This is a genomic window from Acinetobacter sp. AOR18_HL (genome assembly GCF_027855145.1).
In the GTDB taxonomy this organism is placed as follows: Bacteria; Pseudomonadota; Gammaproteobacteria; order Pseudomonadales; family Moraxellaceae; genus Acinetobacter; species Acinetobacter pittii.
This window is the reverse complement of the sequence record NZ_JAKTIG010000060.1, coordinates 19,764-41,208: the sequence shown is the minus strand read 5'-3', so window position 1 is coordinate 41,208 and position 21,445 is coordinate 19,764. Positions and strand designations below refer to the sequence as shown.

The following is a 21,445-nucleotide window of genomic DNA, read 5'->3' as shown; positions in this document are numbered from 1 at the left end:
AAATGATGAAAGGCTTATATATTGCGCCTTTGGTGGCAGCCACTTTACTCCTTGGCGCTTGTGCTACAACGGTAAAACCGACTTATGTGTCTCCGACACAATATCAATCTTTGAGCTGCCAACAGCTACAAAGTGAATATAACCGTATTCAGCAATATATCGACAATGGCGTGCAAACTCCAAAAAGTACAGGTATGGGTGTTGGTCTTGGACTCGGTGGTGGCTGGGGACGAGGTGGTTGGGGATTCGGTCCATCTATTTCTGTAAATATGGGACAGTCTTCTTCAACGAAAAATACCGAACTTTCACGTGTTTTAGGTCAACAAGAAGCAATTGTTCAGGCTGCTCAGTTTAAGAATTGTCCAATTATTGTCCGTAAAAAGACCAATTAATAGTCAACTTTACATCACAATATGCTAACTAAGGCATGTTGTGATGAATAAAGTTTAGCAAAATGTTTCATAATAAAATTAATATAAATAAGTGGTTTATCAATTTTTAAGCTTCCAAAATTCTGTATTTTCTGTAATCAAAAAGCCTTATAAACTTGCTATATTTTGCCTGTTTCGTTTAAGGTGGCCCCATCTTGGATATTATGGAAACTTTATGATTGAGAGTTGGTTTTTTGTATTGGCAATGTTGGCTGTTTTGCTCATTCCTGGGCCGACAAATGCTTTACTTGCAACCGCTGCTCATTCTCAAGGTTTATCTAAAGCATTTTGGCTTATTCCTATGGAATGGTTAGGCTATGCCTACGGTATTAGCTTTTGGGCTGTGTTTATTCATTTGGCAGCACCAGTTTGGCCGGCGTTATTGCTCATTTTACATATTATAAGTGTGGCGTATGTGTTCTGGATGGCATTCCGATTATGGAAAACCACCCATTTACAACAATTTAGTCAAACTCACCGTAACATTCGCCCACGTCAATTATTCTTCTCAACCTTAAAAAATCCGAAATCTTTACTTTTTGCTGCAGGTATTTTCCCTGCCGAAACATGGAATTCGCCTGAAAATTGTCTAATGGTATTTGGTATTTTTACATTGACGCTCATTCCAGCTGCGAGTTTCTGGATGATTTTTGGACGTGCACTATTAACGGGCCCAGTACAAAAAATAAAAGCCGATCATTTATATAAAGGATCGGCTATGTTGCTTATTTTATGTATGCTTCCAGTGGTATTCCGTTTCTTCTAAATTAAGCCTTAAGCATTGGTTTTACGGCTTTTTAGCTTTTCACGTATAAAGCCGATGATGCCCGGTAAAACACTAATAATAATGATGCCAAAAATAAGATGAGTGAAGTTATCTTTAACGATTGGCATATTTCCAAATAGATAGCCCAACGCCACAAAAGAAGCGACCCAACAAAATGCGCCAATCACATTATAAGTTAAGAAAAACTTATAGTTCATGCTACCAGCACCCGCAACAAAAGGGGCAAAAGTACGGGCAAATGGAACAAAGCGAGCAAAAATAATCGTCTTGCCACCATGACGAGCAAAGAATTCTTGAGTTTTAATTAAATGCTGCTTATTAATGAATCGTGAATTCATTTCAAATACACGTGGACCGATAAAACGACCAATATGGTAGTTCACTGTATCGCCTAAAACGGCAGCAATGAAGAGTAGAGCACCCAATAACCATGGATCCATCGCACCTGTAGATGCTGCTAAAGCACCAGCTGCAAATAGTAAACTATCTCCCGGTAAAAACGGCATAACCACTAAACCGGTTTCGACAAAGATAATTAAAAATAAAATGCCATAAATCCACGTCCCGTAATTTGTAATAAACTCGGCGAGATGTTGATCAACGTGTAGAATAAAATCAAGAAGTTCCATGAGATGATTAAGTGGTAAACCGTGCTCAAATCCTAGCAGTGACCCTATAGAAAGTCAGTATAAAACATCAAAAATATACAAATTGATCATCCTGTTTGTGCAACGATATATATGGATTTTGAGTATTTAATTATCAATGTCCCAAACCTAGAATGAGCTCATCAATAAATAAGCATTTAAATAAAGGTGGCAAAATGTTTAATCCAAATGTAGTGGTCAAAAATATCGTAACGCAATCAGGCGCGGACAGTTTTATTAGCCTTATTGCTCGTCTTCTTATGGCTTATATCTTCCTTGTTGCTGGTTGGGGGAAAATTACCGGTTATGCAGCAACTGCAGGATATATGGAAGCAATGGGTGTACCAGGTGGGATTCTTCCTTTAGTGATCTTGGTTGAGTTTGGTGGTGGTTTAGCCTTGTTATTTGGTTTCCAAGCACGCTTTGCAGCTTTTGGTCTTGGTATCTTTAGTATTTTAACTGCATTCTTGTTCCACCAAGGTGGGGCTGATGCAGCGGCACAATACAATAATGGCATCCACTTTATGAAAAACTTAGCAATGGCAGGTGGTTTATTCTTCCTAATGCTTCATGGTGCTGGCCGTATTAGTCTGGATCATGCAATCGAGAAATAATATTCAAGACAAAATAAAAACCGGATGAGCAATTCATCCGGTTTTATTATTTCTTTATTTTAAAAATTAAAGCATAAATTGGATTTGCAATTCCCCAACCACGAAACCAAGAACTGCGCCGACTGCAATCAAGGCCCACTCATCTTCTTTAAATGCAGGACGTAACATCCCTTCAAATTCAGAAGGTGTTAATTTTTGCATACGTTCAATGAGTGTGCTACGAATATTCATTGCATCTTCTGCATAAGACTCTACATATTTCATCGTCTCTGGAAGCTGTTGCATAATACGTTCAGCAACTTGTGATTTCATATTCTGATATTTTTCTCCGCCAATTGCATATACAACTAACGGACGAATAACCCCAGCTTGCATATCAATTTCTTGTTTAACATGGCGGTTAACCAGATCAATAACACGTGCAGAATGTGTACCCGAAAATAACTCTTCCATCATGTGACGTGAAGTCAAAAGCTGTTTAGAAATTAAAGCTGCATAGTCAGCTGCAACTTCATTTTGACGTTTAATAAACAGCCCTTGCCATGTGTAACCCAATATCTTTTTAGGATAAAGTGGTCTAAACATCATTTGTAGTGCAATCCAGTCACTGAAGAAACCCACAAAACCACCAAACAAAGGTAGCATCCAAGGATATTTTCCTTGAGTGACAATCCAGCACAGCATCTGAATCACACCAATACCGAAGCCAAATACAAAACCTACATTACTGAAAAATTTAAATTCTTGTTTCCCTACACGTTTAAAAATATTGTTCAGTAAACGTTTATCTTTAAGCAAGTTACTGATAACAAGATGTTTAATATCAAAGTATCGATTCACATCACGTTGTACTTCGCTCATGATGTGTTCAACAATTTCTGGTGCTTTTGATTGCACACGACGGATGAGTCTTTGGCGAGCAAATTCTGGCATGCCTTCCCATAAACCAGGCTGATACTCTTGAGCAACGTCACGGGTAATATCTTCAGCCGCTGCAAGTAGGGGTTTTTCTATTTCTTTGGCAATACGTTTAGGATCTAGGCGTGCAAAAATTTCTTCAGGCTTAATGAGCTTTGCTGTCATGAGCTCAACAGCAATGGTTGCCATTTTCTCGGCTTTGCGAGGCACGATGCCTTGCCAACCCAAAAATGGTTTAATACCTTTAAATTCAAGTGGTGAAAACATCATCTGGATGGCAACCACCTTGGTGATATAGCCAATTAAACCACTCATAAAAGGAATAGAGACATACAACCAAAAATGTTGCTGGAAATCTGCAATCATAGTTTGAAGCATTGTTGTTCCTTAGATTTCTATTGATTTTGATAGGGGGCAACAAGCCATAAAAATGGATAATTGTTTAAGCACAGACAAATATCGCTTATGGTATTTACCTTTCCATGGTAATGCCTGTTTTATCGGCTCATCTTAACATCAAATTCAAGGTGATGTTGCATAGAATGTGATGAATTTATCAATACACATGGAGTTTTTAAGCGTAACCCATACAGTTGATAAATATAAGTAAATTTTGATTTATATCAAACAATCCAATTATAGAAATGATTCTGATATGAAAAAAATAAGATATATGATGATTTGCGGTGCGCCGAAGCGCGAAAAATGTTAAAATGGCGCGCTTAATTCTTTTGCCATTTAGTGGTTTGTCATGACTACCAATACTCAAATTACTGAAGATCGTATCCTGATTCTGGATTTCGGCTCTCAATATAGTCAGCTCATTGCACGTCGTGTACGTGAAGCTGGTGTTTACTCTGAAATGTATGCTTTTGATATGTCTGAAGAAGACATTCGCGCTTTTAAGCCAAATGGCATTATTTTGTCAGGTGGACCTGAGAGTGTGCATGAAGAAGGCAGCCCTCGCGCACCACAAGTAGTGTTTGAGTTAGGCGTTCCAGTATTGGGTATTTGCTATGGCTTGCAAACCATGTCTGAACAGTTAGGCGGTAAAGTTGAGCCAGGTACTGTACATGAGTTTGGTTATGCCGAAGTTGATATCGTTAAACGCGACCAACTGATTGGTAACTTACAAGACCGTGAAAACCAACTTCATGTTTGGATGAGTCATGGTGACAAAGTTAGCCAGATTCCAGAAGGCTTTACCATTACTGCAAGCACACCAAGCTGTCCAGTTGCTGCTGTAAGTGATGAAGCGCGTCGTTTCTATGGCGTGCAATTCCACCCAGAAGTAACACACACGGCAAAAGGTGAAGAGTTACTTGCAAACTTCGTTCATAAAATTTGTGGATGTGGCGGTCTTTGGACGCCTGAACACATCATTGATTTACGTGTAGAACAATTACGTGAACAAATTGGTAATGAAAAAGTTCTTTTAGGTCTTTCTGGTGGTGTTGACTCATCTGTCGTTGCTGCGCTTTTACACAAAGCAATTGGCGACCAGTTAACATGTGTATTTGTTGATAATGGTTTACTTCGTTTAAACGAAGGTGACCAAGTGATGCAAATGTTTGCTGAAAACATGGGTATCCGTGTTATTCGTGCAGATGCTGAACAACGTTTCTTAACTGCATTGGCTGGTGAAGTTGATCCAGAGAAAAAACGTAAAATCATTGGCCGTGAATTCATCGAAGTATTTGCTGAAGAAGCACGTAAACTTGATGGCGTGAAATTCTTGGCACAAGGTACGATTTACCCAGACGTAATCGAATCTGCTGCAAGCAAACAAGGTAAAGCACACGTAATTAAATCACACCACAACGTGGGTGGTTTACCAGAAGATTTAGCATTTGAATTGGTAGAACCTTTACGTGACTTGTTCAAAGATGAAGTTCGTAAGTTAGGTACTACACTTGGTTTGCCACATAGCATGATTTACCGTCATCCATTCCCAGGGCCTGGTTTAGGTGTTCGTATTTTGGGTGAAGTGAAGAAAGAATATGCTGATATTCTTCGTCTTGCTGATGACATCTTCATGCAAGAGCTTCGTGACAGTGGTTGGTATGATAAAACTGCTCAAGCATTTGCTGTTTTCCAACCAGTTAAGTCAGTTGGCGTAGTAGGTGATGGTCGTCGTTATGCATGGGTAATCGCACTTCGTGCAGTTGAAACAGTTGACTTTATGACAGCTCGTTTTGCACATTTACCATACGAATTAGTTGATAAAATCTCAACACGTATTATGAATGAAATTAAAGATGTATCACGTGTTGTATACGACGTGTCATCTAAACCACCAGCAACGATTGAGTGGGAATAATTAAATGAAAAGGCAGGATTTAATCCTGCCTTTTTTATATCTGTTTCTTCCGAAGGAGGTGAGAGATGCCTGATTTAATTCAGTTAGAATATCTACAAGAAAAATTACAGCAACTTTTAGCGGAATCATTATTTGCAATTTATCTTTATGGTTCAGCTGTTGACGGTGGTTTAGGGCCAGAAAGTGATCTTGATGTACTGGTCGTGGTCACTCAACCATTAACTTCTGCTTTACGTGAGCAGCTTGCACAAGAATTACTAAAAATTTCACAGCCTGTTGGGGAATTACAAAGACCATTAGAAGTTACTATTTTATTAAAAGATGAGATTCAGTCTGGAATTTATCCTTTAAGTTATGAAATGCAATTTGGTGAATGGCTGCGTGAAGAGCTCAAAGAAGGTGGCACACTGAGCTCACAGAAAGACCCAGATATTAGTATATTGCTTAGAAAAGCGAGATCTCATCATACAGTTTTATTTGGGCCAGCTTTAAACCAATGGGCACCTGAAATTTCTGATCAAGAACTATGGCAAGCAATGTCTGACACTTATCCCGAAATTGTAGCGTATTGGGATGAAGATGCAGATGAAAGAAACCAGATTTTAGCTTTATGCCGGATCTATTTTAGTTTAGTGATGAAGGATATTGCTTCAAAAGACAATGCTGCACGATGGGTTATGTCTCAGCTTCCTGATGAGCAGAAATTCGTATTGCAGCGACTTATACAGGAATATAGAGGGGAAATCGGCAAACAAAATTGGCAAGAGGAGCATTATGCTTTGCAGCCTATTGTCAATTTTTTGAGTTCAAAAATTGAAGAGCAGTTTGAGCAGAAAAGAAATCTGATCACATAATAATTTTTGATTCTGGCTTTATTTACCGACTTTGCTAAACATGTGGCTATATAAGAGTGCTTAAGCACTCTTTTTTATTACTTAGATTTTAAAGCTCAAAATTAATTTTGATAACTATCAAACCAATAGAACAACTCTTATTACTTTTACTTGATCAAAGATATATTAAGATATATCTTAATAATTATAAATTGATCATTTTGGATCTTAAAAGATGAAGCAACAATCAGAACAGCATCATACTGAACATCATCGTTCGGGACGCCGTGGAAGACTTTTTGAAGCTGGACGCATGAAACTTTTGGTACTTCATCTCATTCAGCAAAACCCAAAGCATGGCTATGAAATCATTAAAGAAATAAGTGATTTGGTAGGCGATGGCTATACGCCAAGCGCAGGAACAATTTATCCAACATTAACCAGTCTTGAAGAAATGAATTTGATTAATTTGCTGGATGTAGAGCGTAAGCAATATCAAATCACGGAATTTGGGAAGGCTTACTTAACTGAACAACAAGACAAGTTGAAAGAGTTATTAGAAAAACTACGTTTAAGACGAGAAATCCACAGTAATGATGAATTAATCGAAATTCACCGTGCAATGGAAAACCTAAAAACAGCCTTGCGTTTGAAGCTGAACTCGGCAGGTTTACAGCAAGAGCAGATTTATCAAATTGCCGAAAAAATTGATCAGGCTGCTGTTGCGATTGGGCGCCTATAAGTCGACCTTAAACAAGTTGAAATTTTTCAAAGTTATTAATTTTAAGAGAGAATTTATATATGAAACAACATCAATATCATGTCACGGTACAACACTTAAAAAATGCAAAAGGAGAAGCGTCTACTTATACTGAACGCCTTGAATTCTATGCGGGAAATCATGACGATATTTTTGAAATTGTTGAACGCTTAAAAAAAGCAGATTTTTTTGATGATGAAACAACAAAATCTTTTGGAGTTGGACTAAAACTTTTTAGTGAGGTTATGCTTGAAAACCGTGACCACCCACTATTTCAAGAGTTTCTCCCACAATTTGGTCAATTTATGAAAAACCTAAAACAGCTCGTTAAAACTCAATCATCTTAAGCTGCTCAATGCAGCTTTAATTTTATGTAATTAACAAATGATTGTCTCATTCATAGCACCCTGTGTATTACTAAAAGACTATATTGAATAATGAGTGTATTGTTAAGATCATTACAACGACTCATTGCAAAAGCATAGGTAAAAGAGAGTAATATCATGAGCAATAATAATGATTACGATATTTCTGATTCAAAGGATTGCGAAAAATTTGCCAATCAGTTTATTCAGGAATTTCCAATTCGCTCTGCTGAAATTGGACAGGGGACAGTCATTAAGCGGGCTTTACCTAGCCGACAAAAACGAATGATTGGTGCGTGGTGTTTCTTAGATCATGCAGGCCCAGTAACTTTTCCGGCGGGTGATGGTTTAGATGTTGGTCCTCATCCTCATATTGGTTTGCAAACCTTCACGTGGATGATTGAAGGCACCATGATGCATACCGATAGCTTAGGCTCAAAACAACTGATTCGACCTAAACAAGTTAATTTAATGACGGCAGGTCACGGAATTTCACATACAGAAGTTGCACCTGATACTGAAACTCAAATGCACGCTGCTCAGCTCTGGATTGCCTTACCAGATGCTAAGCGCAACATGGATCCGAAATTTGAACATTATCCTGAACTGCCTGTTGTTGAGAAAGACGGTCTAGAGTTTACCGTGCTTGTGGGTGAATATTTGGCAACGACTTCCCCAGTCTTGGTACATACACCGTTAGTGGGTGTTGACCTCATTGCTACCGAAGATACTAAAACCCGCATTCCATTAAATCCTGAGTTTGAATATGGTTTTATGGCATTAGATGGTGTTGCCCATGTGAATGGCCATGAGTTAACGGCTGACAACATGGTGGTATTAGATACTGGTCTTAGTGAGATCGAAATTGAAGTAAAGAAAGGGAACCGTGTGCTGTTAGTTGGTGGTGAACCGTTTGAGACTCCAATTTTGCTATGGTGGAACTTTGTTGCACGTACAATGGATGATTTAAAAGAAGCCCGTGAGCAATGGATTAACCATGATGCACGTTTTGGTGAAATCCCAGATTATGTTGGTGCACGTTTAGAAGCCCCTGTTCTTCCAGATCAAATGAGAGCATCAAAATGACAGCAGTAATCGCAAGCAGTAAAGCAAAGCCCCTTGCTGAACAATGGAAGGGCGAAATCACCAGTGGTCGTCACCAATATTTTTGTGATGAGCCAGAGAAGCTAGAAGGGCAAGATCAAGGCCCAGCGCCATATGATTTGCTCACTGGAAGTTTAGCCGCGTGTACGCTCATTACTTTAAGAATGTACGCAAAGCATAAGGGTTATGATTTTGGTGAGTTTTCGGTTGAAATCGATTTTCATACCAATAGAGAACATGAAGAACATATAGAACGTCGTATTGTTTTTAAAGACTTGCCAAACGAAGAGCTTCAACAAAAAATCTTAGCGGTATGCGGTAAAACCCCAGTCACTAAAACTTTGTTACGTAGTTTAGACATTCATACTGTGCTTGTTACAGCGTAAAAATGCTATTTTGTTGAGGTGGATGATTTTATATCCATCCCACAAATGGAATAAAACAGCATGTTCACATGCTGTTTTTTATGTAAAAAAGAAAAATAAAAGCAGGCAATAACATGATTAGTGTACACCACCTGGAATGTTCGCGATCGTTTCGAATTCTATGGGCTTTAGAAGAGTTGCGCTTAGATTATGATATTCATTATTATCAACGTCTACCTAACTATTCCGCTCCAGAAACATTGAAATGTATTCATCCTTTAGGTAAAGCTCCAATTTTGACTGATGATGAACAAGTCATCGCAGAATCTGCTGTGATTTTAGAATATTTACAGCAGCGTTATGATCAGAAGCAACAATTTAAACCTAAAGAGCCACAAGATTTACAGCAGTATATTTACTGGATGCACTATGCAGAAGGTTCACTTATGCCGTTATTAGTCATGACTTTGGTCATGAATGGTGTAAACAAACATGTGCCATGGTTAATTCAGCCAGTAGCTAAAAAAATTACAGAAGGGGTGAAGGCAAATTTTGTTCGCCCACGCATGAAAGATCATATTAGTTTTTTAGAAAACTATTTGGCAGAGCATGAATATTTTGCAGGTGACTTTTCATTTGCTGATATTCAAATGAGTTTCCCACTGGAAGCTTTGCAATCACGTTTGCAAGGGAAATACCCTAATATTCAGGCTTTTTTACATCGTATTCAGCAAAGACCCGCATTTCAGAAAGCGAAACAAAAGGGAATTGGTTCTAATGAAAGGAATTGTGCTGATATTTAAAAGAAAAGGAACAATTATTTGTTCCTTTTTTATTTGCCGTTTACTTGCGTTTGATCACGATAGAATCAATGCCGCTATGTTGTAAGGTTTGTTGAGCGGCCAATGCAGCGTCTTGAGTATCATACGGTCCAGAAATAACGCGATACCATGTTTGTCCGTTTTCAGTACTTTTGACTACATCAGCAGATAAGCCATTTAAAATGATTTCTGCACGACGAGCATCAGCCTGATCAGGATCGTTATAACTACGAACTTGTAAAATATATGTAGGTTGCTGAGGAGTTGTAGCTGACTGATTCGGGTCAATTCCTACACTTTCAGAGGCAGCTGGTTGAGTGGTACTTGGTGCCTCAACGATCATAGCAGTGCCTTGATTTTTACTTTCAGGGATCGCTTGTTCAGGAATAGGGGTAACCTGTTGTTGAGGCAATAGGTCGTAGAAGCGATAGTCTTTATTAGTATCTTCTTCTTGATAATGTTCAGAAGTAATCTGATTTTTCGCAGGAACAGGTTGCCAAGGTTTCCAAAGCATAAGCATTACAGCGATACATAAGACCGCCAAAATAGCGACAAGTGTCCCTAACCATTTGGGAATTAGAGGCTTTTTAGGCTTATTAGGTCTTTCAGATACACCGCGTTGCGTTTTGCCAAACACGTGGATTATTCCTCTGTATTTTGATTGTTTTTTAATTCGAGTTTGAGTCTCGTCTTACGATGCTAAAAACAGTGGTTTGTATTGATATTTTAACTATACAAACCACTGCTGACTATATATTGCATGACCTTTAATTTGCTGTCATGCAATATATTTATTACATAGATTCTGGTGCAGATACACCAAGTAATTCTAAACCATTACGAAGCACTTGTTGTACATTGATTGAAAGCAATAAACGGGCTTGTGTAAGCTCTGCATCATCGCTTAATACTTTATGTTCATTGTACCAACCGTGGAACAGGGCGGCTAACTCTTTTAAGTAGTTACCAACCTGATGAGGTTCATATGCATTTGCAGCACGTAATACCGTGTCTGGGTATGCTGCCAGTTTAGCAAGAATCTCAGTTTCTGCATCAAGAGACAAGCGAGCTGCATGTGGACGAGCAGCGTTTACATCGAATTGTAAATCTGTGCTTACTGCTTTTTCTAACATACGACAAATACGTGCGTGTGCATATTGAATATAGTACACAGCATTGTCTTTACTTTGTGAAACAGCAAGGTCAAGGTCAAAGTCGATGTGTTGTTCACTCTTACGCATTACGTAGTAGAAACGAGCTGCGTCATTGCCCACTTCTTTACGTAAGTCACGTAAAGTCACGAATTGACCTGAACGAGAAGACATTTGAACCATCTCGCCGCCACGCCATAAACTTACAAACTGAACTAAAAGAACAGTCAATTTCTTAGAGTCGTAACCCATTGCATCAATCGCCGCTTTTACGCGAGAAATATAGCCATGGTGGTCAGAACCCCAAATATCGATTAGGTCAGTATAACCACGTTGTAGTTTATTTAAGTGGTATGCAATGTCAGATGCAAAGTAAGTCGTTTGGCCATTACGACGCTTAACAACACGGTCTTTTTCATCACCAAATTCAGTCGACTTGAACCAGATGTTGCCATCTTTTTGATAAAGGAAGCCACGTTGATCAAGTGTTTCTAAAGCTTCATCAATTTTTGCACTAAGAGATGCTTCACTAAACCATTGGTTGAACGTTACACCAAAGTCAGCAAGGTCATCTTTAATATCATCTAAAATGGCGTGAAGAGCAGCTTGGTGGAATACACGGTAGCCTTCACCTAATAATTGTTGTGAGTTGGCAATAAGTCCATCAATATGCTTTTCTTTATCGCCAGATAAAACGACTTTGTTACCTTCGCTATCTAGCTCTTCAGCATATTGCACATCTTCTGGTACATCTTTATAAACATTCGCAACTTCACGAACGTAAGCGTCGCCATCTTTATCAATAATGCCTTGTGCGATTTCTTTAACGTAATCGCCTTGATATGCATTTTTAGGGAATACAAGGTTTTGTCCAAGTAGTTCCAAATAACGTAAATAAGTAGAAGTCGCCAAAATATCCATTTGACGGCCAGCATCATTCACGTAGTACTCACGGTCAACTTTAGCACCCGTTGCTTCAAGTAAATTAGCAACAGTCATACCGTATGCCGCACCACGACCATGACCTACGTGTAGGCTAGACGTTGGGTTTGCAGAAACAAATTCGACTTGAATCTTTTTCGCTGCATTTGCTTGGCTACGACCAAAAATTTCTTTTTGTGCTTGAATTTGATCAAGAATAGCAAAACGCTGGTCTGCATTTAAAAAGAAGTTAATAAATCCGGGCCCTGCGATTTCAGCTTTACTGATATCTGCCACTTCTGGTAATGCAGCTAGAACTTTCTCAGCTAGATCACGTGGTTTCATACCAGCAGCTTTCGAGCCGATCATGGCAATATTAGAAGCAAAGTCGCCATGGCTTCGGTCTTTGGTGCGTGTTAAGTTGCTTGTGTTTTTCCAGTCGGAAGGAAGCACCCCTTCTTGTTGAAGAGTTTGCACTGCATGGTCGAGAGCTGCTTGTATTGCCGTATTCATATCAATCGAAAATAGATGTCGCAGAAAAACGTCAAATATAGCAAATTTCCGATGACTTAGGGGAGGGGATTTAATATTCCAATAATTCTTTATGCAAATTACTGATGATTATTTTTTAAATGAATGTCGGTTGATGAATCACCTTACTATTCTGAAAATAATGAATTACAAGCCTTCTGGGTAGTTTTTGTGAGTAAATTACGTGTTTAATTTAATACTATTTCCTGAGGAAATACCTGTTGCCGCTAAATCATATAATTATGGCTTTTAAATTTGAGAAAATAAAAGAAATTTTTAAAATCATAAAAATATTAAGATACTGATTTTTATTATTTATTTTTAAACATGTTTTAACTAAATAGTATTTAATTTTAACATCATGTTTTAAAATATCTATTTTGATCGAATTAGGCTTAAGCTTATACGCACAAAGAGTTTTAGAGACCATACAAAACGTGTTTTTCTCTACTCTAAGCTGGAAAATGAGATAGGCAATGATATCAGGACACCCAAGTAAACATCCCCTTTATATTCCATATGCAGGTTTTACACTTTTAGAGTTACCACTCTTAAATAAAGGTTCGGCTTTCACTGAAGAAGAAAGAAGTAACTTTAACTTACACGGTTTACTCCCCCATATTATTGAAACTATTGAAGAGCAGAGCCAGCGTTCTTATCAGCAATATTGCGCTTTTACTGATGATATCAACCGACATATCTATCTGCGTAATATCCAAGATACTAATGAAACCTTGTTCTATCATCTAATCGAAAATCATCTTGAAGAAATGATGCCGATTATTTACACCCCAACAGTAGGTGAGGCATGTCAGCGTTTCTCTGATATCTATCGTCGTCATCGTGGTGTTTTCATTTCATATCCAGATCGTGATGTGATTGATGATATTTTGCAAAACGTAAATAAAAATAATGTAAAAGTGATCGTCATTACTGATGGTGAACGTATTTTAGGTCTTGGTGACCAAGGTATTGGTGGTATGGGTATTCCTATTGGGAAACTTTCACTTTACACCGCTTGTGGTGGAATTAGCCCAGCCTATACATTGCCAATCACAATTGATGTGGGGACGAATAATCCACAATTGTTAAATGATCCGATCTATATGGGTTGGCGTCAGCCACGTATTAGTGGTGATGAATATTATGCATTTGTCGATATGGTGATTGAGGCTGTGAAGCGTCGTTGGCCAAAAGCGTTAATTCAGTTTGAAGATTTCGCTCAAAAAAATGCGATGCCACTTTTAGAAAAGTATCGAGATAAAATTTGTTGTTTTAACGATGATATTCAAGGAACAGCAGCGGTATCTGTAGGTAGTTTGATTGCTGCAAGTCGTGCAGCAGGCAAGCAATTAAAAGATCAAACAATTGCTTTCTTAGGCGCGGGCTCTGCGGGATGCGGTATTGCCGAGCAAATCGTTGCGCAAATGGTTGCTGAAGGTCTGACTGATTCTGAAGCACGTGCTCGCGTTTATATGGTAGACCGTTTTGGTTTGATCACTGAGAATCAGCCAAACTTGCTCGACTTCCAACGTAAGTTAGCACAAAAAGCTGAGGTGGTTGATCAGTGGGGCAATATTGAAGAAGTGATTTCACTACTTGATGTTGTTAAAAATGCGAAGCCTACAGTGTTAATTGGTGTTTCTGGTCAACCAGGTCTCTTCACAGAAGAGATTATTAAGACCATGGCAGCGAATTGTGAACGCCCAATTGTCATGCCATTGTCTAACCCAACTTCACGTGTTGAAGCAGTACCGGCTGATATTGTGGAATGGACTGAAGGTAGAGCATTAATTGCAACAGGTAGCCCGTTTGCTCCTGTGAATCATCACGGCAAGCTTTATAATATTTCTCAGTGTAATAACTCGTACATTTTCCCGGGCATTGGCTTAGGGGTGGTGGCATCGGGTGCTAAACGCGTTACTGAAAATATGTTAATGGCTTCAAGTAGTGCTTTAGCGAATTGCTCGCCATTACTGAAAGATCCGCAAGCTGATTTATTGCCACCTTTAGGTGAAATTCAGCAAGTCTCTAAAGTGATTGCATTTGAAGTTGCCAAAGCTGCAATGGTCGATGGCGTGGCAGTAACGATTAGTGATGATTTGCTACAGCAAAAAATTGATCAATCATTCTGGAAACCTGAATACCGCAAATATAAGCGTATTCCTTTCTAAGGTTGAGAACGTAAAAAGAGGAGCTTAAGCTCCTCTTTTTTATTTTAGTCTTCTAAAACTTCTTCTAGCAATTCTTCACTAGGTGCAAAGTAATATGCGCCGTCTAGTGGTGTCACGAAATGCAATAAGCGATCATGGATACCATCTCCACTTGTACCAAACATACGTTTTAACATGGCATCAATAATATTCAGGTCCTTGGTGTACGCAATGAAAAATAAACCCTGATCACCTCTGCCGTCGCCATAAGGCAGACTATGACGCAAGATTTCCATTTCTTCGCCTTGATCATCTTCGACAACAGTACGTGCGACATGAGCATTTTCTGGTTTAACGTCATCATCCAGTTCAATTGACTCAAGCTTAGTACGACCCATGACATTTTCTTGAGCATCAACTTTTAGTTTTTTCCATTTTTCTAAGTCATGTGCATAGCGCTGCGCGAAAATGAAACTGCCATCAGCAAAAACTCCCGCGCTTTCTGGCAATAGAGCTGTTTCTGCACGGTCATCTGGAAATTGAGGGTTTTCTGTACCGTCTATAAAGCCTGTAATATCTCGGCCATCAAAATAGCGGAAGCAAACACGCTCATCAAGAACTTCAACTTTATCTTTAATACCTTCAAAAAATGCTTGGCTTAATGCAAAACAAATATCAGAACGCATACTAGCAATATGGATGAGGACATCAGCGGGAACGGCTGGCATGTTGAATGCGCCGTTTTCTGGTTCAAGTTGTTTAAAGCCAGCAGGAGATTGACTGTAAAGTTGCTTCCAAAGTTCTGGACCAAAAGCGACTGCTGTTTTGATTTGCGCGTCTGAATGCTGAGTAATGAGACGGTCGCGTGTTTCAAACAACGCTTCGAGTTGTTCTTTTAATTCATCAATTGATAAGTCTTTTAAACGAAGAACAATAAATCGGGCATGATCTGATGGCAACGGCAAAATGACAGATTGAGCAGTCATTGGAAGGTATCTCCTCAATTATAATTTAGTATGAGCTTTAATTATTGTGCCTGATGCGAAGAGCGGTTAGTAGTCTATTTCTTGATTTTATTGTTTGAATTCTCATCAATATAGTTTTATAAAACAGTATAATTCCACTTTTATTGTCTATTTTTACTATGTCTTTGCAAGTTTGGTTTGCCTATATGTTGGCCTGTTGGGTCATTAGTATCTCTCCGGGTGCGGGAGCTATTGCCTCAATGTCGAGTGGTCTAAATTATGGCTTTAGACATGGTTACTGGAATGCAATTGGTTTACAAGTTGCCTTGGTGCTTCAAATTATGGTGGTGGCAGCAGGTGTCGGGGTTTTATTTGCAACGACTCCTTTAGCTTTTCAGGCCGTTAAGTGGTTTGGCGTAGCCTATTTATTATATTTAGCCTATTTGCAGTGGACAGCACCTGTAAAAGATATAGAAATTCAACAAGAAAAAAGAGATAAATCTGCTTTAGCTCTGCTATTAAATGGTTTTGTAGTCAATATTAGTAATCCTAAAGCGATCGTATTTTTATTGGCAGTTTTGCCGCAGTTTTTAGATTTGAGTAAGCCTCAATGGATACAATATCTAATTATGGCAGCCACTATGATTACGATCGATTTGATTGTAATGGCTGGATATACGGGGCTGGCATCCAAGGTTTTAAGATTACTTAGATCCCCTAGACAGCAAAAATATTTAAATCGGGGCTTTGCTGTAATGTTTAGCTGTGCGGCTTTATTATTGAGCACTGTTCATCAGGCGTCCTAAGTTAAGCCGCCTGTGTTTGATTTTTTACTTTTTGAGTTATAAAAATAACAGCAAAACTTAATGCCATACATAAAACAATACTAAGACCTGTAGAGATATTGAGTGCTGCACTTGACCATAAACCGACACTAACACCGAGCTGGGCTAACACGAATGCCCAAATAACCATTTGCTTTGGTGAGTTTGCCAATAGACGAGCACTTAAGGCTGGTATTACGAGTAATGCACCCATTAGCAAAGAACCCACAGCACGCAAGGCTAAAACTGTAAATAAGGCTAATAACAGCATGAAAATAAGGCGTTGCCAGTTTGCATTCACTCCTTCACTAATTGCGATATCCGGATCAATTGCAAACTGTATTTGTGGCTGCCAAAAACGGTAAAGAATTACGAGTGATATCGCAATAATCAAAGTGAAAACAGGGAGGTCAGGCCAATCAATGCTGAGCAAGTCGCCAAATAAATAACTTAAAAGCTCTGGTCTTAAACTTGGTACATGTTGAATAAACAATAAACCACTACACAGTAATGTCGCTGAGCATAAGGCTAACAGAGCATCGTTGGGCAAACGATTGTCGTGTAAAGCCCATAATACGCCTACCAGTAAAACCGCTGTGCCTGCAACGCCAAGCCATAATGGAAGACTTAAGGCTCCTGCAATAGCAACCCCGAGTAGTGTTCCGTGCGCCATCGTGTCAGCAAAAAAAGACATGCGTCTCCAAAGCATTAAACAACCCAGAGGTGCAGTCAAAAATACCAGCAGGGTTCCCATAATCCATGCGGGCAACAATAATTGTAACCATTCCATCATGGCTTAAGCTTCCGGTTCTGGGTGAATATGAGGGCGGTCATTATGAGGGCAAGGGTGAGCAGCATCACCGTGAGCACAATGGTCATGATGATGTTGATAGAAGACCCTTTGAGTTCCAAATATTGCCTGATATTCAGGGTGTTGCTGAATATTCTCGGGTAGCCCACTACAGCAAATATGTTTATTTAAACACACTACGCGGTGTGTTCCTTGCATAACCCATTGTAAGTCATGAGAGACAATTAAGATCGCACAACCATATCGTTCTGGCAGGCTACGAACATAATCATAAAGTTCCGCTTCTGACTGAATATCTAGACCTTGCATGGGTTCATCAAGAACTAAAATATCTGGCTGACGAAGCAGTGCACGAGCCAATAGTACTCTTTGGCGTTCTCCACCTGAAAGTTGTTGTACTTTTGATTGTTGTAACTTTGAAATACCTGTGTCTTGAATAATTTCCTGACGCAGGGCAGAGCTGCATTTTTCTAAATCAAGAAGGTCCTGAACACGTAAAGGGAGACTGTGTGAAGGGTTAAACTTTTGTGGCACATAAGCCATTTTAAGTTTTTTATGATTGATAACACGCCCACTACTCGGCTGGAGAATACCGAGTAGAACCTTTATCAGTGTTGATTTGCCAGCGCCATTGGGGCCAATTAAAGACACAATTTCATTTTCATGTAAGGCAAAATCAACTTTTTTTAATATATCCCGATCATCACGATGAACAGAAACCTGCTCAAGCTGAATTAATACAGGATTTAAGGAGTTGTGCGGCACTGTTGGCATTTCCCCGAAATTTCAATAATGCTGTGTTGAGCCACGAAGTCATCTGAAGCTGCAAGCTGGTCAAGCTGGTGTGTGAGGCCTTGAGAGGAAGCTTCTTTAACCATATGGCATTCGGTACAAATCAGGAATGCTGCTTGATGGCCTTCACGCGGGTGGCAACAAGGAATATACGCATTAATAGAAGTTAGGCGGTGAATGAGACCTTTTTCTAATAAGAAATCTAAAGTTCTATATACAGTTGGAGGCGCAGCAGGGCGATCAGTTTGACTTTTTATACGTGCCAATAAGTCATAGGCACCCATCGGACCCGAAGCATTTAAAATGAGTTCCAGAACTTCTTTGCGCAAAGGTGTAAGGCGTGCGCCAGTCGCAGAACATAAACTTTCTGCTTCAGCTAAACGACTTGCGACATTATGATGATCATGCACACCATGCAAAGAATCATGATGTTCATGCGAGCAGGAACTCATAGGGGTAACCTCGAATTTTTAACGGAATATTAGCATGAAGCGATGCTTCATTCGATTAATCTTAGGTATTTTTGTAACTTTGTTATATTATAACATGCTTCGAGCTAATTTAAATTGATGGTCTGTCATGTTCCGTTTTTTTGTTTTCAGTATGTTCTCACTTTTGAGTACGTTAGGGTGGAGTCAGGGTTTGGTGGTTTCTACACACCCGATTTATCTGATTGCAAAAGAAGTCACTCAAGGGGTTGAAGAACCACAACTCTTATTAAAGGGACAAACTGGGCATGACGTACAATTAACTCCAGCGCATCGTAAAGCAATTAATGATGCGTCTTTGGTGATTTGGTTGGGTAAAGCGCATGAAGCGCCCTTAAATAAATTATTAGGTAATAATAAAAAGGCGATTGCACTATTAGATAGTGGCATTGTTTCTGTTTTGCCCCAGCGTAGTACACGTGGTGTAGCTTTACCTAATACAGTAGATACACATGTATGGTTAGAGCCTAACAATGCGGTTCGAATTGGTTTCTTTATTGCGGCTTTGCGCTCTCAGCAACATCCTGAAAATAAGGCAAAGTACTGGAATAATGCCAATGTATTTGCTCGTAAAATGTTGCAGGCAGCACAAGCTTACGATAGTTCAAGTAATGGCAAACCGTATTGGGCATATCATGATGCCTATCAATATTTAGAGCGTTCACTAAACTTAAAATTCGCTGGTGCTTTAACAGATGACCCTCATGTTGCACCAACAGCAGCTCAAATTAAGTATCTTAATGATAGTCGACCAAAAAATCAGATGTGTTTGTTGGCAGAGAGTTTTACCACTAAGGGTCAATACCAAAAATTAGGTAACATTACTTTTCAGCCAGTAGACGAGAGCATGAATAATGAGGATGATTTCGTCACTGCATGGAAGAAACTGGCTATAAAAACAGATAAATGTGTATTAAGTACGCAAAAGTAAGATAAAAAGTAAACAAAGGCTGACTGTAGCGTCAGCACCACCTGTCATGAAAAACCCCGACTAAAGTCGGGAAAAGATTGCATGTTCAGGGGTGTAACTCTATAATGCCTGCGATTAAAAGCGATCATCAGCTAAACTTGTCAAGCATTTATGCTGTGAGTGGATAAATAATGAGCCAAACTAGTCGCTTGATTGACCGACGATTAGCAAAAGCTTTGGTCTTCTTACAAGCATGTATGATCCCTGTTTCCGCACTTGTGGCGTGGAGCATAAAAGACATGACAGCAGCATTAAGTGCGGCACTTGGTGCGTTGGTCTGCTGGCTTGCTACGGGTTATTTTTCGTGGCAATCCTTCAGAACAGCAGGTGCACGAGCATCAAAACAAGTGCTGTCTAACATGTATAGGGGCATGTTAGGCAAATTTGCAATCATGATCGTTGGATTTATTTTGATTTTGAGCAATGTTAAACCTTTATCACCGTTAGCATTGCTGTTTGGTTTTATTCTCGTTCAGGCAATGTCGTGGGTCGCTCCGTTTTGGGTGTCACGTCTACAAAAACGGGTGTAGAAACAAGAAGAATTGAAGATTTTTTGGAGGGTGGCGAGATATCGACAGTACGCCGATGTTCGTTTCCCTTCTTTTTAGTAATTGACATTGACCAGGTGTGATTTATGGCTGCTGAAGAACATGCCCTCACTTCGACAGAGTATATCAAGCATCACTTGACCAATATGACCTATGGCAAAATGCCAGACGGTACATGGAAATTGGCTGAGACTGCTGAAGAAGCTCATTCGATGGGGTTCACTGCAATTCACTTGGATTCAATGGGTTGGTCAATTGGCCTTGGTGTGATTTTCTGTTTGATGTTCTGGATCGTTGCGAAAGCTGCAAATGCAGGTGTTCCAACTAAATTCCAGTCAGCAATCGAAATGATCATTGAGTTTGTTGACTCAAGTGTCCGTGATACTTTTCATGGCAAATCACGTTTAATCGCTCCGCTTGCACTCACTATTTTCGTGTGGATTTTCCTCATGAACTTAATGGACTTGATCCCAGTTGACTGGATTCCTCAAGTTGCAGCGTTTGTAGGTGCAAACGTATTTGGTATGGACCCTCACCACGTTTACTTCAAGATCGTTCCATCTACAGATCCAAACATTACTTTAGGTATGTCTTTATCTGTATTTGTACTTATCTTGTTCTACAGCATCCGCGAAAAGGGTGTTGGTGGTTTCGTTGGCGAGTTGGCACTTAACCCATTTAACCCAAGTAATCCAGTTGCAAAAGCGTTGCTTATTCCAGTGAACTTGATTTTGGAATTGGTAACATTCCTTGCTCGTCCGATTTCATTAGCTCTCCGACTATTCGGTAACATGTATGCCGGTGAGTTGATCTTTATCCTAATTGCTTTATTGCCGTTCTGGATTCAATGGGCGTTGTCTGTGCCTTGGGCGATCTTCCACATTCTTGTAATCACGTTGCAGGCATTCATCTTTATGATGCTTACCATCGTTTACTTGAGCATGGCAAGCGAAAAACATTAATGGTATTGCCTAACTATCAAATGATGGTTGGGCTGAATTTTTTTAATTTAATTTGGTAATAACCTAACCTCTGAGGAATTTTTCATGGAACTCACTTTAGGTCTAGTTGCAATTGCATCTGCTATCTTGATCGCTTTCGGTGCTTTGGGTACTGCGATTGGTTTTGGTCTTTTGGGTGGTCGCTTTTTAGAAGCTGTTGCTCGTCAACCAGAATTGGCTCCACAACTTCAAACTCGTATGTTCTTAATCGCGGGTCTTCTTGATGCTGTGCCTATGATCGGTGTTGGTATTGGCTTGTTCTTCATCTTCGCTAATCCATTTGTAGGTTAATCATCTTAATTCCTAAATCCACTATTTGAGGAAT

24 protein-coding genes are annotated in these 21,445 nt (G+C 39.4%); 16 read left to right on the top strand and 8 right to left on the bottom strand.

Annotated features, from left to right (window positions below; genetic code table 11):
* Positions 1-5: 5 nt before the first annotated feature.
* Together MKL51_RS15140 and MKL51_RS15135 are read left to right on the top strand one after the other, a co-directional pair.
* A complete protein-coding gene (locus tag MKL51_RS15140; protein WP_002114091.1) occupies positions 6-392 on the top strand; it encodes a hypothetical protein in 387 nt (128 codons plus the stop codon).
* A 214-nt stretch (positions 393-606) separates the two neighbouring features.
* Positions 607-1,197, top strand: a complete 591-nt coding sequence (locus MKL51_RS15135; protein ID WP_005804766.1) for a LysE family translocator — start codon at positions 607-609, stop codon at positions 1,195-1,197.
* An 8-nt stretch (positions 1,198-1,205) separates the two neighbouring features.
* Here the strand turns inward: MKL51_RS15135 and MKL51_RS15130 are convergent, their stop codons facing one another.
* Complete coding sequence (locus MKL51_RS15130; RefSeq protein WP_005071971.1) at positions 1,206-1,847, bottom strand: DedA family protein; 642 nt, start codon at positions 1,845-1,847, stop codon at positions 1,206-1,208.
* A 194-nt stretch (positions 1,848-2,041) separates the two neighbouring features.
* Between MKL51_RS15130 and MKL51_RS15125 the strand changes: the two genes are divergently transcribed.
* Positions 2,042-2,479: a DoxX family protein gene (locus tag MKL51_RS15125; RefSeq protein WP_002114126.1), complete on the top strand. Its 438-nt coding sequence runs from the start codon at positions 2,042-2,044 to the stop codon at positions 2,477-2,479.
* A gap of 66 nt (positions 2,480-2,545) precedes the next feature.
* On the opposite strand, the gene MKL51_RS15120 is transcribed toward MKL51_RS15125, so the two are convergent.
* Entirely contained in the window at positions 2,546-3,763 is a 1,218-nt protein-coding gene (locus MKL51_RS15120; protein ID WP_014208114.1) for a DUF445 domain-containing protein, read from the bottom strand.
* Between the two features lie 385 nt (positions 3,764-4,148).
* Here MKL51_RS15120 and guaA point away from each other — a divergent pair, with 385 nt between their 5' ends.
* The 7 genes from guaA (at position 4,149) to MKL51_RS15085 (ending at position 9,947) form a co-directional block, all read left to right on the top strand.
* A complete protein-coding gene (guaA, locus tag MKL51_RS15115) occupies positions 4,149-5,717 on the top strand; it encodes a glutamine-hydrolyzing GMP synthase (protein ID WP_002114136.1) in 1,569 nt (522 codons plus the stop codon).
* Positions 5,718-5,782: 65 nt separating this feature from the next.
* Positions 5,783-6,571 (top strand): ANT(3'')-II family aminoglycoside nucleotidyltransferase, encoded by a 789-nt coding sequence (locus MKL51_RS15110; protein WP_005804765.1) that lies wholly within the window; start codon positions 5,783-5,785, stop codon positions 6,569-6,571.
* A gap of 214 nt (positions 6,572-6,785) precedes the next feature.
* Entirely contained in the window at positions 6,786-7,292 is a 507-nt protein-coding gene (locus MKL51_RS15105) for a PadR family transcriptional regulator (protein WP_005804764.1), read from the top strand.
* Positions 7,293-7,351: 59 nt separating this feature from the next.
* Positions 7,352-7,657 (top strand): DUF3861 domain-containing protein, encoded by a 306-nt coding sequence (locus tag MKL51_RS15100; RefSeq protein WP_002114086.1) that lies wholly within the window; start codon positions 7,352-7,354, stop codon positions 7,655-7,657.
* Between the two features lie 156 nt (positions 7,658-7,813).
* The gene (locus MKL51_RS15095; protein ID WP_005071982.1) at positions 7,814-8,761 is read left to right on the top strand and encodes a pirin family protein; all 948 of its coding nucleotides are present in this window, start codon (positions 7,814-7,816) and stop codon (positions 8,759-8,761) included.
* Positions 8,758-9,165 carry an OsmC family protein gene (locus tag MKL51_RS15090; RefSeq protein ID WP_002114081.1) on the top strand — a complete coding sequence of 136 codons (408 nt, stop codon included), beginning with the start codon at positions 8,758-8,760 and terminating at the stop codon, positions 9,163-9,165. The genes MKL51_RS15095 and MKL51_RS15090 overlap by 4 nt, the downstream gene beginning before the upstream one ends.
* A 113-nt stretch (positions 9,166-9,278) precedes the next feature.
* Positions 9,279-9,947 carry a glutathione S-transferase gene (locus MKL51_RS15085; RefSeq protein WP_005071984.1) on the top strand — a complete coding sequence of 223 codons (669 nt, stop codon included), beginning with the start codon at positions 9,279-9,281 and terminating at the stop codon, positions 9,945-9,947.
* Positions 9,948-9,987: 40 nt separating this feature from the next.
* On the opposite strand, the gene MKL51_RS15080 is transcribed toward MKL51_RS15085, so the two are convergent.
* Together MKL51_RS15080 and argS are read right to left on the bottom strand one after the other, a co-directional pair.
* Positions 9,988-10,602 carry an SPOR domain-containing protein gene (locus tag MKL51_RS15080; RefSeq protein WP_005804763.1) on the bottom strand — a complete coding sequence of 205 codons (615 nt, stop codon included), beginning with the start codon at positions 10,600-10,602 and terminating at the stop codon, positions 9,988-9,990.
* 157 nt (positions 10,603-10,759) lie between these two features.
* Positions 10,760-12,550 carry an arginine--tRNA ligase gene (gene argS / locus MKL51_RS15075; protein WP_017482407.1) on the bottom strand — a complete coding sequence of 597 codons (1,791 nt, stop codon included), beginning with the start codon at positions 12,548-12,550 and terminating at the stop codon, positions 10,760-10,762.
* Between the two features lie 494 nt (positions 12,551-13,044).
* On the opposite strand from argS, the gene MKL51_RS15070 reads away from it, so the two are divergent.
* Complete coding sequence (locus MKL51_RS15070) at positions 13,045-14,742, top strand: NAD-dependent malic enzyme (protein ID WP_005804761.1); 1,698 nt, start codon at positions 13,045-13,047, stop codon at positions 14,740-14,742.
* 44 nt (positions 14,743-14,786) lie between these two features.
* Here the strand turns inward: MKL51_RS15070 and MKL51_RS15065 are convergent, their stop codons facing one another.
* On the bottom strand, positions 14,787-15,707 hold the full coding sequence (locus tag MKL51_RS15065) for a Dyp-type peroxidase (RefSeq protein WP_005804760.1): 921 nt from the start codon (positions 15,705-15,707) through the stop codon (positions 14,787-14,789).
* Between the two features lie 158 nt (positions 15,708-15,865).
* Here MKL51_RS15065 and MKL51_RS15060 point away from each other — a divergent pair, with 158 nt between their 5' ends.
* Positions 15,866-16,492, top strand: coding sequence for a LysE family transporter (locus tag MKL51_RS15060; protein ID WP_005804759.1), 627 nt, complete (start codon positions 15,866-15,868; stop codon positions 16,490-16,492).
* 1 nt (position 16,493) lies between these two features.
* Here MKL51_RS15060 and znuB read toward each other — a convergent pair whose 3' ends face one another.
* The 3 genes from znuB to MKL51_RS15045 are packed head-to-tail and all read right to left on the bottom strand — an operon-like array spanning position 16,494 to position 18,565.
* The gene (gene znuB, locus MKL51_RS15055; RefSeq protein ID WP_005804758.1) at positions 16,494-17,303 is read right to left on the bottom strand and encodes a zinc ABC transporter permease subunit ZnuB; all 810 of its coding nucleotides are present in this window, start codon (positions 17,301-17,303) and stop codon (positions 16,494-16,496) included.
* 3 nt (positions 17,304-17,306) lie between these two features.
* Positions 17,307-18,095, bottom strand: coding sequence for a zinc ABC transporter ATP-binding protein ZnuC (gene znuC, locus MKL51_RS15050; RefSeq protein ID WP_005804757.1), 789 nt, complete (start codon positions 18,093-18,095; stop codon positions 17,307-17,309).
* Entirely contained in the window at positions 18,068-18,565 is a 498-nt protein-coding gene (locus MKL51_RS15045; RefSeq protein ID WP_002114130.1) for a transcriptional repressor, read from the bottom strand. The genes znuC and MKL51_RS15045 overlap by 28 nt, the downstream gene beginning before the upstream one ends.
* 127 nt (positions 18,566-18,692) lie before the next feature.
* On the opposite strand from MKL51_RS15045, the gene MKL51_RS15040 reads away from it, so the two are divergent.
* From MKL51_RS15040 to atpE, 4 genes are all read left to right on the top strand, one after another.
* On the top strand, positions 18,693-19,532 hold the full coding sequence (locus MKL51_RS15040) for a metal ABC transporter substrate-binding protein (RefSeq protein ID WP_005804756.1): 840 nt from the start codon (positions 18,693-18,695) through the stop codon (positions 19,530-19,532).
* Positions 19,533-19,702: 170 nt separating this feature from the next.
* Positions 19,703-20,101 carry an ATP synthase subunit I gene (locus tag MKL51_RS15035; protein WP_005072004.1) on the top strand — a complete coding sequence of 133 codons (399 nt, stop codon included), beginning with the start codon at positions 19,703-19,705 and terminating at the stop codon, positions 20,099-20,101.
* A 104-nt stretch (positions 20,102-20,205) separates the two neighbouring features.
* A complete protein-coding gene (atpB, locus tag MKL51_RS15030) occupies positions 20,206-21,081 on the top strand; it encodes a F0F1 ATP synthase subunit A (RefSeq protein ID WP_002114072.1) in 876 nt (291 codons plus the stop codon).
* 84 nt (positions 21,082-21,165) lie between these two features.
* Positions 21,166-21,411, top strand: a complete 246-nt coding sequence (gene atpE, locus MKL51_RS15025) for a F0F1 ATP synthase subunit C (protein WP_000424060.1) — start codon at positions 21,166-21,168, stop codon at positions 21,409-21,411.
* Positions 21,412-21,445 lie beyond the last annotated feature (34 nt).

Bases quoted from the DNA above. Each gene is read 5' to 3' on its own strand.
- MKL51_RS15100 (WP_002114086.1), top strand. From the start codon at position 7,352: ATGAAACAACATCAATATCATGTCACGGTACAACACTTAAAAAATGCA.
- MKL51_RS15085 (WP_005071984.1), top strand. From the start codon at position 9,279: ATGATTAGTGTACACCACCTGGAATGTTCGCGATCGTTTCGAATTCTA.
- MKL51_RS15130 (WP_005071971.1), bottom strand. From the start codon at position 1,847: ATGGAACTTCTTGATTTTATTCTACACGTTGATCAACATCTCGCCGAG.
- MKL51_RS15065 (WP_005804760.1), bottom strand. From the start codon at position 15,707: ATGACTGCTCAATCTGTCATTTTGCCGTTGCCATCAGATCATGCCCGA.
- MKL51_RS15070 (WP_005804761.1), top strand. From the start codon at position 13,045: ATGATATCAGGACACCCAAGTAAACATCCCCTTTATATTCCATATGCA.
- MKL51_RS15095 (WP_005071982.1), top strand. From the start codon at position 7,814: ATGAGCAATAATAATGATTACGATATTTCTGATTCAAAGGATTGCGAA.
- MKL51_RS15040 (WP_005804756.1), top strand. From the start codon at position 18,693: ATGTTCCGTTTTTTTGTTTTCAGTATGTTCTCACTTTTGAGTACGTTA.
- znuB (WP_005804758.1), bottom strand. From the start codon at position 17,303: ATGATGGAATGGTTACAATTATTGTTGCCCGCATGGATTATGGGAACC.
- atpE (WP_000424060.1), top strand. From the start codon at position 21,166: ATGGAACTCACTTTAGGTCTAGTTGCAATTGCATCTGCTATCTTGATC.
- MKL51_RS15060 (WP_005804759.1), top strand. From the start codon at position 15,866: ATGTCTTTGCAAGTTTGGTTTGCCTATATGTTGGCCTGTTGGGTCATT.
- atpB (WP_002114072.1), top strand. From the start codon at position 20,206: ATGGCTGCTGAAGAACATGCCCTCACTTCGACAGAGTATATCAAGCAT.
- MKL51_RS15140 (WP_002114091.1), top strand. From the start codon at position 6: ATGAAAGGCTTATATATTGCGCCTTTGGTGGCAGCCACTTTACTCCTT.
- MKL51_RS15110 (WP_005804765.1), top strand. From the start codon at position 5,783: ATGCCTGATTTAATTCAGTTAGAATATCTACAAGAAAAATTACAGCAA.
- MKL51_RS15035 (WP_005072004.1), top strand. From the start codon at position 19,703: ATGAGCCAAACTAGTCGCTTGATTGACCGACGATTAGCAAAAGCTTTG.
- MKL51_RS15120 (WP_014208114.1), bottom strand. From the start codon at position 3,763: ATGATTGCAGATTTCCAGCAACATTTTTGGTTGTATGTCTCTATTCCT.
- MKL51_RS15135 (WP_005804766.1), top strand. From the start codon at position 607: ATGATTGAGAGTTGGTTTTTTGTATTGGCAATGTTGGCTGTTTTGCTC.
- MKL51_RS15045 (WP_002114130.1), bottom strand. From the start codon at position 18,565: ATGAGTTCCTGCTCGCATGAACATCATGATTCTTTGCATGGTGTGCAT.
- MKL51_RS15105 (WP_005804764.1), top strand. From the start codon at position 6,786: ATGAAGCAACAATCAGAACAGCATCATACTGAACATCATCGTTCGGGA.
- MKL51_RS15090 (WP_002114081.1), top strand. From the start codon at position 8,758: ATGACAGCAGTAATCGCAAGCAGTAAAGCAAAGCCCCTTGCTGAACAA.
- znuC (WP_005804757.1), bottom strand. From the start codon at position 18,095: ATGCCAACAGTGCCGCACAACTCCTTAAATCCTGTATTAATTCAGCTT.
- MKL51_RS15125 (WP_002114126.1), top strand. From the start codon at position 2,042: ATGTTTAATCCAAATGTAGTGGTCAAAAATATCGTAACGCAATCAGGC.
- argS (WP_017482407.1), bottom strand. From the start codon at position 12,550: ATGAATACGGCAATACAAGCAGCTCTCGACCATGCAGTGCAAACTCTT.
- guaA (WP_002114136.1), top strand. From the start codon at position 4,149: ATGACTACCAATACTCAAATTACTGAAGATCGTATCCTGATTCTGGAT.